Here is a 13,015-nt window from a genome sequence, read left to right as displayed (position 1 = left end):
GTCATCCGCGGGCGTGGGTCAGAGTTGCTTGGCCGCGAAGGTGTCGCACTTGCGGATGTCGCCGCTGGTCAGGCCCTGGCGCAGCCAGCGCGTGCGCTGCTCGCTGGTGCCGTGGGTGAACGCCTCCGGCACGACATAGCCCTGGGCCTGCTTTTGCAGGCGGTCGTCGCCGATGGCGGCGGCGGCCTTGAGGCCTTCCTCGATATCGCCGGGCTCCAGCAGCTGCTGGTTCATGCGCTCCGCGGTGGCGGCCCATACGCCGGCCAGGCAATCGGCCTGCAGTTCCACGCGCACCGACAACTGGTTGGCCTGCGCCTCGCCCATGCGGCGGCGCGCGGCGTCGACCTTGCCCGACACGCCGAGCAGGTTCTGCACATGATGGCCGATCTCGTGGGCAATCACGTAGGCCTGGGCAAAGTCGCCGCCAGCCCCGAAGCGCTGGCGCAATTCATCGTAAAAGGCCAGGTCGATATAGACCTTCTGGTCGCCCGGGCAATAGAACGGCCCCATGGCCGACTGGCCCGTGCCGCAGGCGGTAGGCGTGGCCCCCGAGAAGATCACCAGCGTGGGCGGCGCATAGCGGCGGTTGAGATCGGTCTCGAAGATATGCGACCAGGTGCGCTCGGTGTTACCGAGCACCTTGCGCACGAAGACCGTCATCTGGTCCTTGGCGGGGGGATGGCTGGGCACATGCTGCTGTTGCGGCGCTTGCTGCTGCGAGCCCTGCAGCACCGATGCGCCCTGCATGATCACGGAGGGGTCGATGCCAAAGAAATAAGACGCCGCCAGCGCCACCAGGATGGTGCCGATGCCGAGCGTCCTGGGCCCCGCGCCAAAGCCGCCGAAACCGCCGGAGCCTTCACCCCGGCGGTCTTCTACATTCTGGCTTTCGGCTTCGTCGTCGAGACGCATGGTGGCTCCGCATTACTGGTTGATCGCCGCGGCAAAAAGGTGGCCGCAGCGTGTCGGTCAGTATAGCAACGGCAATGCCGCCAACGCATGCGCGTGGTGTATCAGGCGGTAACCGCCGGTGCCGTGCTGGCAGTGGCTTGCCCCGGCGTCTTGCCCGGCTGCGCGCCGCCGATTTCGGCCACGCGCAGCAGGTTGGTGGTGCCGCCCTGGCCAAACGGCATGCCTGCCGCGATGGTGATCTGGTCGCCGGGTTCGGCATAGCCCTCTGCCAGCGCCGCGCGGGTTGCCGCATCCACCATCTCGTCCACGCTCTGCACGTCAGGGCTGACGGTGGAATGCACGCCCCACGCAATCGCCAGCCGCCGTGCGATTTCCAGGTTCGGCGTGATGCTGACGATGGGCGCGCACGGCCGCTCGCGCGCGGCGCGCAGCGCGGTGGAGCCCGACGAGGTGTAGGTGACGGTAGCCACCGCGCCGATGATCTGCGTGACCTCGCGCAGCGCCGCGCAGATCGCATCCTGACGGGTGGACAGCGGCGCCTCATGCCCCGCGTCCAGCAGGTTGCGGTACAGCGGATCGCGCTCCACCTCGGTGATGATGCGGTTCATGATGGCCACCGCCGGCACCGGGTGGCGGCCGTTGGCCGACTCGGCCGACAGCATCACCGCATCGGCGCCGTCATAGATGGCGCTGGCCACGTCGGATGCCTCGGCGCGCGTGGGCACCGGCGAATCGATCATCGATTCCAGCATCTGCGTGGCGATCACGATGGGTTTGCCGTGCTGGCGGCAAATGCGCAAGATGCGCTTCTGCACGCCCGGCACACGCTCCGGCGGCAGTTCCACACCGAGGTCGCCGCGCGCCACCATCACCGCATCGGACACGCGCACGATTTCCTCGAGCTGCTGCAGCGCGGCGGGCTTTTCGATCTTGGACAGCACGCCGGCACGGGTGCCGATGATCTCGCGCGCTTCCACGATGTCGGCCGGGCGCTGCACGAACGACAGCGCGATCCAGTCGGCGCCCAGCGCCAGCGCGAAGTCGAGGTCCTTGCGGTCCTTCTCGGTCAGGGCGGGGATCGGGATCACCGCGTCGGGCACGTTCACGCCCTTGCGGTCGGACAGCGTGCCGTGGTTGACCACGCGCGTGGCGATGCTGCCGCTGGCCACCGCCTCGATCTTCAACTGCACCTTGCCGTCGTCGATCAGCAACGACTGACCCGGCGCGGCCACCCGGAACAGTTCCGGATGCGGCAGGTGCACGCGGGTGGCGTCGCCCGGGCTGGGGTCGCTGTCGAGCACGAAAGCGTCGCCGGCCTTGACCGCCACCTTGCCCGCGGCGAAGGTGCCGATGCGCAGCTTGGGGCCTTGCAGGTCGGCCAGCACGGCGATGGGGCGGCCGGTCTCGGCCTCGACCTGGCGCACGGCGTCGTAGCGGCGCTTGTGGTCGTCGTGCGAGCCGTGGCTGAAGTTCAGGCGGAAGACATCCGCTCCGGCTTCGAACAACTGACGGATCACCTCGATGTCGGTGCTGGCCGGTCCGAGCGTGGCAACGATCTTGGCTTTGCGCTGGCGTCTCATTTTGTCTCCTCTTCCAATCTCGGGCGGCGCGCCGCATGGGCGCGCCGTTGTTCAAATTCAGGGCTTACACAATCAGGATGGCGCGGAAGTCGTTCACGTTGGTACGGGTCGGGCCGGTGACGATCAGGTCGTCCAGGCCGGCGAAGAAGCCGTAGCCATCGTTGTTGCCGAGGTGCGCGCGCGCCGACAGTCCGCGCGCCTCGGCACGGGTCAGCGTATCGGGGGCGAGCAACGCACCGGCGTTGTCTTCGGAACCATCGATGCCGTCGGTGTCGCAGGCAATGGCATGCACGCCCGGCAGGCCGTCCAGTGCGACCGCGAGCGCCAGCAGGAATTCGGCATTGCGCCCGCCGCGGCCGCTGCCGCGCACCGTCACCGTGGTCTCGCCGCCGGACAGGATCACGCAGGGCTTCCTGAACGGCTGGCCATGCTGCGCAACCTGCCGCGCGATGGCGGCATGCACCAGCGCCACATCGCGGGATTCGCCTTCGATGCTGTCGGACAGGATGTGGGCTTCAACGCCCAGCTCGCGCGCCCGCGCCGCCGCGGCTTGCAGCGATTGCTGCGCGGTGGCCAGCGTGACGCTGCGATGGCCGTCGAAGCGCGCATCGCCGGGCTTGGGCGTTTCGCCCGCGCCGCTCTCCAGGTGGGCACGCACATTGGCCGGCACTTCGATGCCGTACTTGGCGATCACCGCCAGCGCGTCGGCGCAGGTGGTGGCGTCGGGCAGGGTCGGGCCGCTGGCGATCAGCGTGGGATCGTCACCGGGAATATCGGAAATCAAGAGGGTCTCGACGCGCGCGGGCGCACAGTGCAACGCCAGCCGGCCGCCCTTGAGCGCCGACAGGTGCTTGCGCACGCAGTTCATCTCGCCGATGTTGGCGCCGCTCTTTAGCAGCGCCTTGTTCACGGCTTGCTTGTCGGCAAGCGTGATGCCGTCGGCCGGCGCTGCCAGCAGCGCGGAGCCGCCGCCGGAGATCAGGCACAGCACCAGGTCGTCGGCGCTCAGGTCCTTGACCAGCGCCACCATGCGCTGCGCGGCGCGCTGGCCGGCTTCGTCGGGCACCGGGTGCGCGGCTTCCACCACCTCGATACGCTGGCACGGCGCGCCATGTCCGTAGCGCGTCACAACCAGTCCGGAAATCTCGCCTTGCCAGTGCGCCTCGGCAGCTTGCGCCATGGCGGCGGCGGCCTTGCCGGCGCCGATTACCACCGTGCGGCCCTTGGGCGGCGTGGGCAGGTGCGGCACCAGGCAATGGCTGGCGCTGACGGCGGCAACCGCGGTATCGAACAGGTCGCGCAGCAGGGCGCGCGGATCGGTGAGTCCGGCAGGGCGCTGGGGCGCCAGCAGGGTAGGGTAGGAATCGGTGGCGAGCATGACGGGATCCGGAAGTGCTGCGTTCCCGGCCGCAAGCGGCCGGGAGTGATACTGGCCTGCCAAGGCAGGCCGTGATGGTGCTGCTGGCTTACTTGGCGCCACCCTTGGCGATCTCATGGTTGGACATGATCTCGATGGCGCGGCACAGTGCCGAGTGGTCCTGCTTGCCCAGACCGTTGGCGGCGCAGGTATTGAACAGCTCTTGCGCGGTGGCGGTGTTGGGCAATGCCACGCCCAACGCCTTCGCGCCTTGCAGCGCGAGGTTCAGGTCCTTCTGGTGCAGCTCGATGCGGAAGCCCGGATCGAAGGTACGCTTGACCATGCGCTCGCCGTGCACTTCCAGGATGCGCGAAGCTGCGAAGCCGCCCATCAGTGCCTGGCGCACGCGTGCCGGATCGGCGCCCGCCTTGGAGGCGAACAGCAGCGCTTCGGACACGGCCTGGATGTTCAACGCCACGATGATCTGGTTGGCCACCTTGGTGGTCTGGCCGTCGCCGTTGCCGCCGACCAGCGTCACGTTCTTGCCCAACAGGTCGAACAGCGGCTTGACCTCGTCGAACGATTCTTGCGGGCCGCCGACCATGATGGTCAGCGATGCGGCCTTCGCGCCCACTTCACCGCCGGACACCGGTGCATCCAGGTAGGCCGCGCCGAGCTTGTTGACGCGCGCGGCGAAGTCCTTGGTGGCGATCGGCGAGATCGAGCTCATGTCGACCACGATCTTGCCGTGCGCGGCTTGCTTGCCGGCGCCCTTGAGCGCGGCGGCCACGCCCTTCTCGGCGAACAGCACGGCTTCCACGTGCGGGGTGTCCGGCACCATGATCACGATGATGTCCGCGCGCTTGGCCACTTCCTCGGCGCTGGTGCAGACCGTGACGCCGGCGTCGACCAGTGCTTGCGGCGCGGGGTTCACGTCATGCACGAACAACGTGTGGCCGGCCGCGCGCAGGTGGCCCGCCATCGGTGCGCCCATGATGCCCAGGCCGATAAATCCGACGTTGCGTTGGTTTGCCATGTGATGTCTCCTTGATGGGATGTTGAATGTTTGTGGATTTGCCTGTTCCGCTTACTGCACGCCGTGTGCCGCGCGCCAGCCCAGGCCTTCGACGGTGGTCGTGCGCGGCTTGTACTCGCAGCCGACCCAGCCGCCGTAGCCGATCTCATCGAGCCACTGGAACAGGAAGTGGTAGTTCAGCTCGCCGGTGCCCGGCTCATTGCGCCCCGGGTTGTCGGCCAGCTGCACGTGCTTGATCTTCGGCAGGTTGGCTTTGAGCGTGGCGGCGATTTCGCCTTCCATGCGCTGCATGTGATAGATGTCGTACTGCACGTAGAGGTTGGGCGCGTTGACCTGTGCGATCAGGTCCAGCGCCTGCTGCGTGCGCGACAGGAAGAAGCCGGGGATGTCGAAGGTGTTGATCGGCTCGACCAGCAGGTCGATCTGCTCGGCGCCCAGCGCTTGCGAGGCGAAGCGCAGGTTCTCCACCAGTGTTTCCTGCGCCTGTTCGCGCTTGACGTTCTGCGGCTGGATGCCGACCAGGCAGTTCAGCTGGCGCACGCCCAGCACCTTGGCGTACTTGATCGCCTCGCCCACGCCGTCCTGGAACTCGCTCACGCGGTCCGGGTGGCAGGCAATGCCGCGCTCGCCCGCTTCCCACTTGCCCGCCGGCAGGTTGTGCAGCACCAGGTCGAGCTGGAAGCGGTTGAGCCGGTCGGCGATCTGGTCTGCGTGGAAGGCGTAGGGGAAGAGGAACTCCACGCCGCGGAAGCCCGCGCGCGCGGCGGCTTCAAAGCGGTCGAGGAAAGCCACTTCATTGAACAGCATGGTCAGGTTGGCGGCAAGTTTTGGCATGGATGTCTCCGGATGACTTGTCTTGTGATTCCGCTCGCGCGGATGCGGTGATTGGGGGGGCGCGTCAGGGGATGCAGCGCTGCGCGCGGGCTCGTGGCCCGCGCTTGTCAGCCTGCCGTGCTTACGCCGTTTCCACTTCTTCCTTGAGGATGGCTTCCTCGATGTCTTCGATCGGCTCGAACTCGTTGATGTTGTCGATCTCGGTGCCCATCGCGATATTGGTCACGCGCTCCAGGATCACTTCCACCACCACCGGCACCGAGAATTCGGCCATCAGGTCACGCGCTTCGGCAAAGGCCGGCGCGATGTCTTCCGGCTTGAACACGCGGATCGCCTTGCAGCCCAGGCCTTCGACCACCTTCACGTGGTCCACGCCGTAGCCGTTGAGCTCAGGCGAGTTGACGTTGTCGAAGGCCAGTTGCACGCAGTAGTCCATCTCGAAGTTGCGCTGCGCCTGGCGGATCAGGCCGAGGTAGGAGTTGTTCACCACCAGGTGGATGTAGGGCACCTTGAACTGCGCGGCCACGGCCAGTTCTTCGATCATGAACTGGAAGTCGTAGTCGCCCGAGATGGCCACCACGTCCGATTCCGGCGAGGCCACCTTCACGCCGATCGCGGCGGGAATGGTCCAGCCCAGCGGGCCGGCCTGGCCGCAGTTGATCCAGTGGCGCGGCTCGTTGACCGACAGGAACTGCGCGGCGGCGATCTGCGACAGGCCGATGGTGGACACGTAACGCACATCGCGCGGGAAGTACTGGTTCATCTCGCGGTACACGCGTTGCGGCTTGACCGGCACGTTGTCGAAATCGCTCTTGCGCTGCATGGTGCGGCGGCGCTTTTGCACGTCCGCCACCCAGCTCTTGCGGCACGGCAGGCGGCCAGCCATCTTCATCTCGCGCGCCACTTCCACGAACTGCTCCAGCGCCGCCTTGGCGTCGGAGACGATGCCAAGGTCGGGGCCAAACACGCGGCCGATCTGGGTAGGCTCGATATCCACGTGCACGAACTTGCGGCCCTTGGTGTAAACCTCGACGCTGCCGGTGTGGCGGTTGGCCCAGCGGTTGCCGATGCCGAGCACGAAGTCCGATGCCAGCATCGTGGCGTTGCCGTAGCGGTGCGACGTCTGCAGGCCAACCATGCCGGCCTGCAGCGGGTGGTCGTCAGCCAGCACGCCCCAGCCCATCAGCGTGGGGACCACCGGCACGTTGACCAGCTCGGCGAATTCCACCAGGAGCTCGGCCGCGTCGGCGTTGATCACGCCGCCGCCGCACACGATCAGGGGGCGCTCGGCCGCGTTGAGCATGGCAATGGCCTTCTCGATCTGCGCTCGCGAGGCAACCGGCTTGTACGGGGCGAGCGGCTGGTAGGTTTCCGGATCGAACTCGATCTCGGCGACCTGCACGTCGAATGGCAGGTCGATCAGCACCGGGCCCGGCCGGCCCGAGCGCATCAGGTGGAAGGCTTGCTGGAACACTTGCGGCACCAGCGCCGGCTCGCGCACGGTCACGGCCCACTTGGTCACCGGCTTGGCGATCGATTCGATGTCGACAGCCTGGAAGTCTTCCTTGTACAAACGGGCGCGCGGCGCCTGGCCGGTGATGCAGAGAATGGGGATGGAGTCAGCCCAGGCCGAGTACAGGCCGGTGATCATGTCGGTGCCGGCCGGGCCCGAGGTGCCGATGCACACGCCGATGTTGCCGGCTTCGGCGCGGGTGTAGCCTTCGGCCATGTGCGAGGCGCCTTCCACGTGCCGCGCCAGGAAATGGTCGATGGTGCCGGCCCGGCGCATGGCCGAGTAGAACGGGTTGATGGCGGCGCCGGGCACGCCGAACGCGGTGGTGATACCTTCTTTTTCCAGCACGGCGATGGCCGCGTCAACTGCTCTCATCTTCGGCATGTCTGTCTCCAATCGTTGATGCGATGTTTTGTGAATGGCTATGGATGGCTGCGAATCACTGTTGGAGCCCATGCTATTCCCGCAAGCGGGTTGGGATAAAGGGAAGGGAGATCAGTTGATTCGATACCCGTGATATCGAATGAGGAGGCCCGAGGCAGAAAACACGGCCGCCCGACGTGGTCTGGCGCGTGTCATTGACATACGTTGTGTGACGGCAACGATACGTAGGAAATGGCGGGAAAAGCCCGCCCGACGGCCACAGCGCGCACCCCGCAGCCCGCTAAATGGCGACAATGTGCGGGTATCGCGCCAGTACCTGTGTCAAGGCACGGCGCAGGAACCATCTATCGCCAACCTGACCGCCATGCATACCAGGCTCCCTCCCACCCGCGAGCTGCTTGACGCGCTCAAGCGCAAGCCGAGCGCCGTATCCGATACCGCCGGTTCGCCCGCGAGCGCCATGAACCTGATGCGGCTGCAGCGGGGCCTGCTGGTGCTGTTCTGGGCTTGTTCGGTGGCTGCGCTGCTAGTGACCGGCGCCGTGCTGTACACCAGGTACCAGATCCTGCAGACGCCGGCGCCATGGCTGGCGCGGCTGGTCTACAGCCTGCTGGGCGGCAGCGTGGCGGGGCTGGCGGCGCTGCTGCTCACGCACCTGCCGGCACTGGCGCGCCGGCTGCGCGATCCGCTCGGGGCACTGGCCGACCAGGTCGACCGGCACGATGAGGCGGAGAGCGCGCTGCTGCGCTCGCTGGCGCGCGTCCCCGCCCAGGCGCTGCGCGCCAGGGCACGGCGGGTGGAGGTGCAGTTACGGATGTGGGAGGGCATGGCGAAGACGGTCGGTCTGCTGATCGTGGTCAGCCCGGGCGCCCTGGCGCTGGTTACGGGCCTGCTCGAGTTGCCGCGCAAAGGCGGCAGCCTGCTGCCGCTGCTGTCGCTCTATGGCCTCGGCTTCGTGTCGGGCGCGGCGCTGGCGGTCTTCCTGCAATTGCAGGTCAGCCGGCCGTTGCGCCGGCTTGCCTACGTGCTTGGCGAAGCGGCGCAGATCAGCGCGCAGTTGGAAAAGGCGCCGACGCCGAGCGCGGCGGCATCGGCAGTGTCCGCCGTCGTACCCATCGCAGCGGCCCCATCCGCAGTCCCGTCTCCGGCACCGGTACCGCCCGAAGTCCGCCAGGCAAGCGCGCTCGGGGATGCAGCCGCGGCCTCGCCGCAGGAGGATGCCGCGGCACAAGTGGACCACGCGGACCACGCAGCAGCGGGTCCGCCCACGCTACCTGCGCTGCCTTAGAGGCTGTTTCAAAATGAAGCGAAGCGGTTTTGGCTAGGCGCGCGGCCGCAGACAGTACAAGTGGTACGGCCAAGGCCGCGCAACGACGCCAGAGTCTTTTTGAAATGGCCTCTTAGCCCGCCAGGTAGGTCTGGGCCAGCCGGACCCAGCAAGCCGCGCCCAGCGGCAGCACCCGGTCGTTGAAGTCGTAGCCCGGGTTGTGCACCATGCAGCCACCGAACTCGCCTTCGCCGTTGCCGAGGATCAGGTAGCAGCCCGGCACCTCGTTCAGCATCCACGCAAAGTCCTCGCTGCCGTTCAGGCCCTTGGGGGCTTGCGTCACGACTTTGTCGGTGCCGACCAGTTCGGCGCAGACCTGCTGCGCCAGCGTTGTTTCGGCCTGTGTGTTGACCATCGGCGGCGTCAGCTGGCGATAGTCGATGTGCGCCTCCACGCCGTGCGCCTGCGCGGTCAGGCTGACGATCTCGCGGATGCGCTGCTCCACCAGCGCGCGCGTCTCCGGGCGCGCCGCGCGCACGTTCAGGCCCAGCGTGACTGATTCCGGAATCACATTGTGCGTGGCGCCGCCACGGATAAAGCCCACCGATACCACGGCCGTATCGTCCGGCGCCACATTGCGCGCCACCACCGTTTGCAGCGCGGTGACGATGGCCGCGGACGCCGCGATCGGATCGCGCGCGCGGTGCGGCATGGCGCCATGCCCGCCCACGCCCTTGATGGTCACGTCGGCCACGTCGGACGACAAGCTCACCGGGCCGGGGAGCACGCGGAAGGTGCCGGCGGGCACGCCCGGCATATTGTGCAAGGCGAACACGGCATCGCACGGGAAACGCGCGAACAGGCCATCCTCGATCATCGCGCGCGCGCCGCAGAGGTTCTCCTCGTCGGGCTGGAAGATCAGGTTGAGGGTGCCATCGAAATCGCGGCTATCCGCCAGTGCCTTGGCGGCGGCCAGCAGGATGGCAGTGTGGCCGTCGTGGCCGCACGCGTGCATCTTGCCCGGGATCTTGCTGGCATACGGCAGGCCCGTGGCCTCGACGACCGGCAACGCATCCATGTCGGCGCGAATGCCCAGGCGGCGCTTGCCGTTGCCCAGCTTCAGCTGCCCGACCACGCCGCTCTTGCCGATGCCCGTGTGCACCTCGTAGCCCCAGCTCTCCAGCAAGGTGGCCACCAGCTTGCTGGTGGCGCCAACCTCGAAGCCGAGCTCAGGCTGGGCGTGGATCTGGCGGCGGATGCCGATAAAGGTCTCGGCATCGATCTGGATCGCCGGCAGCAGGTGCGGCAGCAGCTGGAAGGGCGTCAGGGTCGGTTCGCGGGTCATGTGTTTATCCTTTGCTGCAAGTTGGCCGGCCTGGCCGGGTAGAGGAGGGGAGCGCTCAATGCGCTTGGGCGTTTTCGCGGATCGTCAGCACCGCGAGGATGGTCACCGCGCCACAGGCCATCATGTAGAAGGCGGGCGCCATCGGGTTGCCGGTCTTGGCCAGCATCCAGGTGACGATGAACTGGCAGGAGCCGCCGAACACCGTCACGCCAACCGCGTAGATCACCGACAGGCCGCTGGCGCGCACATGGGCCGGCAGGAGTTCCATCATCATCAGCAGCATCGGCGTGGAGCCCAGGTAGACGCTGGCGGTCAGCAACGCGGACAGCGACAGCACCAGCGGCACGCTCGGGTAATGGGTCATCAACCAGAACGCGGGATAGAGGCACACCAGCGTGAAGGCCATCGAGCCCAGCACCAGCGGCTTGCGGTGCGGCAAGCGGTCGGCCAGCGTGCCGGCCACCAGCGACATCACCAGGCACACCACACCCGTCACGCAGCCCGACAGCAGCGACAGCGATGGCGGCAGATGCAGTTCGCGGATCATGTAGGTGGGCATGAAATACACCACCAGATAGGTGCCGACCGTGCCGCCGATGATGGTCAGGATGCCCTTGACCACCGTGCCGCCATGCTCGCGGAACAGCGTGCCGAGCGGGCTGGGCGCGTGCGCCTCGGCCGTGTGCGTCTCGTCCAGGTGAGCGCGGATATACAGCCCCACAGGCGCAATCAGCAGGCCCAGCACGAAGGGCACGCGCCAGCCCCAGCTTTCCAGCGACGCCTGCGGCAGCACGCCATAGAGAATGGCGGCCGTGAGCGCGCCCAGCGTCGCCGCGATGCCCTGGCTACCGAGCTGCCAGCTGACACGAAAGCCGCGGCCATTGATGCCGCCGGACTCCATCAGCATGGCGGTGGAGGCGCCAATCTCGCCGCCGAGCGAAAAGCCCTGCAGCAGGCGTCCGGCCACGATCATCACCGGCCCGAACAAGCCAGCGGCCGCGTAGGTCGGGGCGAAGGCCAGGCACATCGTGCCAATCACCATCAGCCCGATGGTCAGCGTCATCGCTGCCTTGCGGCCATGGCGGTCCGCGTAGTTGCCGATCACGAAGCCGCCCAGCGGCCGCATCACGAAGCCGATGCCGAAGGTCGCCACCGCCAGCAGCAGCGAGCCGTATGCGCTGTCGGACGGAAAGAACAGCTTGCCGATCAGCAACGCGAAGAAGCTGTAGACGGTGAAGTCGTACATCTCGAGCGCATTGCCGATCGAGCAGGCGGCGATCAGGCGGGACTGGCTCTGACGCGCCGGGCTCGCGGGCGTGGCCTGGGAAGGGGCCAGCGAGGGCGCCGCGGGCAGGGTGGCATCGTTCATGTCGGATCTCCACGAACTGGTTGAGGGGGTAGGGGTGGGGCCGTGGAGGCTGGCGCTTGCCGGGCATCCATCGCGGGAAAGTGGGGACTCCCTGGCGATGAAGTATTAAGGCAAACACGGCAAGCCAAAAATCATATATTTTCATCCTGATAACCAAATGGCATCGCCGTCATAACCACCGTCGCGCCGCTATCGGTACAAGTACCGAGAAGCCTTGTGCCATGAGTATCCATGGGCATTCGCGGCGTAGCACCGGGTGCGCGCAGTCGTGTCGCCAGCGGCGCTCGGGCACGGCTGCGGGGCGGCGCGCACCGTTGCGGGGCGCCTGGAAGAACATAAAAAGAGGAAAAGCCAAGATGAAGCTGCAGCAACTACGCATCCTGCTGGCGGTGGCCCAGCACGGCAGCATCCACGAGGCCTCGCGCAGCCTCCATGTGTCGCAGCCGGCGCTGTCCAAAGCCATCGCCGAACTGGAACGCGAACTCGGCGTCACCCTGATGTCGCGCTCCGTGCGCGGCGTGAGCCTGACCGCCTATGGCGTGGCGCTGGTCAAGCGCGCCAGCCTGGTGGAGCAGGAACTGCGGCATGCGCTGGAAGACATCGAAGCCATTCGCGGCCACGCCGACGCGCAGCTCAACATCGGCTTCACCGCGGTGGCCTCCAGCGGTCCGCTGCCCGACGCCATGGCCGCGTTCCGCAAGCGTTTTCCCAACGTCGGCCTGCGCGGCTTCGAGCTGCGCCCGCAACAGATCCTCGAAGGCCTGCGCGAAGGCCGGCTCGACCTCGGCCTGATCTCCACCAACAGCGGCCCCGGCACCGGCGCCTTCCAGTGGGAACCGCTGTTTTCCATCGGGATGTCGCTGGCCGTGCGCGCCGGCCATCCGCTGCGGCGGGTACGCCGGCTGCGGCCGCTGCTCGATGCCGACTGGCTCGTCCTCGACCCGCTCGACGACCCTGGCAGCCCGCTCGCCAGCGTGATGCGGCTGCACCGCCTCGACATGCCCAAGCGCGTGGTGCAGAGCGCCTCCAACCTGCTCGGCCTGCAGCTGGCCACGCGCACCGACCTGATCAGCATGTGGTCCGACTTTGTCTTCGACGGCACCGGCCCGCTGCGGCTCGATGCTTCGTCATTGATTCGACTGCCGATCAGCGACGAACTACCCGAGTTCCGCGTGTTCCTCGTCTACCGATCGGAAGACCTGATGACCCACGCCTGCGCCGAGTTCAGCAAGGAGGTACGGCACTGCGCGCAAACGATGCCGCGCGGGCGGCCCGCGGTGCGTGCGGGCAGGTGAGTGCAGTGATGCATTGTCCGGGCGCCCGAGTGCCTGATCGGATACGAATGGCCCGAGGGCAGACTCCAGGTCCGGGCCTCTCGCCGGATATCTCATTCCTCATACCCCCACCCGAATCGCCCC

General features: G+C 67.2%; 10 protein-coding genes. 2 read left to right on the top strand and 8 right to left on the bottom strand.

Annotated elements, in window-relative coordinates:
• Nucleotides 1-18: 18 nt before the first annotated feature.
• The 6 genes from ypfJ to gcl form a co-directional block, all read right to left on the bottom strand.
• Nucleotides 19-912: a KPN_02809 family neutral zinc metallopeptidase gene (gene ypfJ / locus AC1RWI_RS29415; RefSeq protein ID WP_043350609.1), complete on the bottom strand. Its 894-nt coding sequence runs from the start codon at nucleotides 910-912 to the stop codon at nucleotides 19-21.
• 101 nt (nucleotides 913-1,013) lie between these two features.
• On the bottom strand, nucleotides 1,014-2,492 hold the full coding sequence (gene pyk, locus AC1RWI_RS29410) for a pyruvate kinase (RefSeq protein WP_043350606.1): 1,479 nt from the start codon (nucleotides 2,490-2,492) through the stop codon (nucleotides 1,014-1,016).
• Nucleotides 2,493-2,556: 64 nt separating this feature from the next.
• Nucleotides 2,557-3,870, bottom strand: a complete 1,314-nt coding sequence (locus tag AC1RWI_RS29405; protein ID WP_043350604.1) for a glycerate kinase type-2 family protein — start codon at nucleotides 3,868-3,870, stop codon at nucleotides 2,557-2,559.
• An 88-nt stretch (nucleotides 3,871-3,958) separates the two neighbouring features.
• Nucleotides 3,959-4,885: a 2-hydroxy-3-oxopropionate reductase gene (gene glxR, locus AC1RWI_RS29400; RefSeq protein ID WP_043350601.1), complete on the bottom strand. Its 927-nt coding sequence runs from the start codon at nucleotides 4,883-4,885 to the stop codon at nucleotides 3,959-3,961.
• A gap of 51 nt (nucleotides 4,886-4,936) precedes the next feature.
• Nucleotides 4,937-5,719 (bottom strand): hydroxypyruvate isomerase, encoded by a 783-nt coding sequence (hyi, locus tag AC1RWI_RS29395; protein ID WP_043350597.1) that lies wholly within the window; start codon nucleotides 5,717-5,719, stop codon nucleotides 4,937-4,939.
• Between the two features lie 121 nt (nucleotides 5,720-5,840).
• A complete protein-coding gene (gcl, locus tag AC1RWI_RS29390) occupies nucleotides 5,841-7,616 on the bottom strand; it encodes a glyoxylate carboligase (protein ID WP_043350593.1) in 1,776 nt (591 codons plus the stop codon).
• 364 nt (nucleotides 7,617-7,980) lie between these two features.
• Here gcl and AC1RWI_RS29385 point away from each other — a divergent pair, with 364 nt between their 5' ends.
• The gene (locus tag AC1RWI_RS29385; protein WP_492870079.1) at nucleotides 7,981-8,904 is read left to right on the top strand and encodes a hypothetical protein; all 924 of its coding nucleotides are present in this window, start codon (nucleotides 7,981-7,983) and stop codon (nucleotides 8,902-8,904) included.
• Between the two features lie 112 nt (nucleotides 8,905-9,016).
• Here AC1RWI_RS29385 and AC1RWI_RS29380 read toward each other — a convergent pair whose 3' ends face one another.
• Both AC1RWI_RS29380 and AC1RWI_RS29375 read right to left on the bottom strand, forming a co-directional pair.
• Nucleotides 9,017-10,228, bottom strand: coding sequence for a M20 aminoacylase family protein (locus AC1RWI_RS29380; RefSeq protein ID WP_043350590.1), 1,212 nt, complete (start codon nucleotides 10,226-10,228; stop codon nucleotides 9,017-9,019).
• 55 nt (nucleotides 10,229-10,283) lie between these two features.
• The gene (locus AC1RWI_RS29375) at nucleotides 10,284-11,597 is read right to left on the bottom strand and encodes an MFS transporter (protein ID WP_043350588.1); all 1,314 of its coding nucleotides are present in this window, start codon (nucleotides 11,595-11,597) and stop codon (nucleotides 10,284-10,286) included.
• 356 nt (nucleotides 11,598-11,953) lie between these two features.
• On the opposite strand from AC1RWI_RS29375, the gene AC1RWI_RS29370 reads away from it, so the two are divergent.
• Complete coding sequence (locus tag AC1RWI_RS29370; RefSeq protein ID WP_043350583.1) at nucleotides 11,954-12,892, top strand: LysR family transcriptional regulator; 939 nt, start codon at nucleotides 11,954-11,956, stop codon at nucleotides 12,890-12,892.
• Nucleotides 12,893-13,015 lie beyond the last annotated feature (123 nt).

This window comes from Cupriavidus sp. MPR-AND1C (genome assembly GCF_058809705.1).
This window is presented reverse-complemented; position numbering and strand designations above follow the sequence as displayed.

Bases quoted from the DNA above. Each gene is read 5' to 3' on its own strand.
- ypfJ (WP_043350609.1), bottom strand. From the start codon at position 912: ATGCGTCTCGACGACGAAGCCGAAAGCCAGAATGTAGAAGACCGCCGG.
- pyk (WP_043350606.1), bottom strand. From the start codon at position 2,492: ATGAGACGCCAGCGCAAAGCCAAGATCGTTGCCACGCTCGGACCGGCC.
- AC1RWI_RS29405 (WP_043350604.1), bottom strand. From the start codon at position 3,870: ATGCTCGCCACCGATTCCTACCCTACCCTGCTGGCGCCCCAGCGCCCT.
- glxR (WP_043350601.1), bottom strand. From the start codon at position 4,885: ATGGCAAACCAACGCAACGTCGGATTTATCGGCCTGGGCATCATGGGC.
- hyi (WP_043350597.1), bottom strand. From the start codon at position 5,719: ATGCCAAAACTTGCCGCCAACCTGACCATGCTGTTCAATGAAGTGGCT.
- gcl (WP_043350593.1), bottom strand. From the start codon at position 7,616: ATGCCGAAGATGAGAGCAGTTGACGCGGCCATCGCCGTGCTGGAAAAA.
- AC1RWI_RS29385 (WP_492870079.1), top strand. From the start codon at position 7,981: ATGCATACCAGGCTCCCTCCCACCCGCGAGCTGCTTGACGCGCTCAAG.
- AC1RWI_RS29380 (WP_043350590.1), bottom strand. From the start codon at position 10,228: ATGACCCGCGAACCGACCCTGACGCCCTTCCAGCTGCTGCCGCACCTG.
- AC1RWI_RS29375 (WP_043350588.1), bottom strand. From the start codon at position 11,597: ATGAACGATGCCACCCTGCCCGCGGCGCCCTCGCTGGCCCCTTCCCAG.
- AC1RWI_RS29370 (WP_043350583.1), top strand. From the start codon at position 11,954: ATGAAGCTGCAGCAACTACGCATCCTGCTGGCGGTGGCCCAGCACGGC.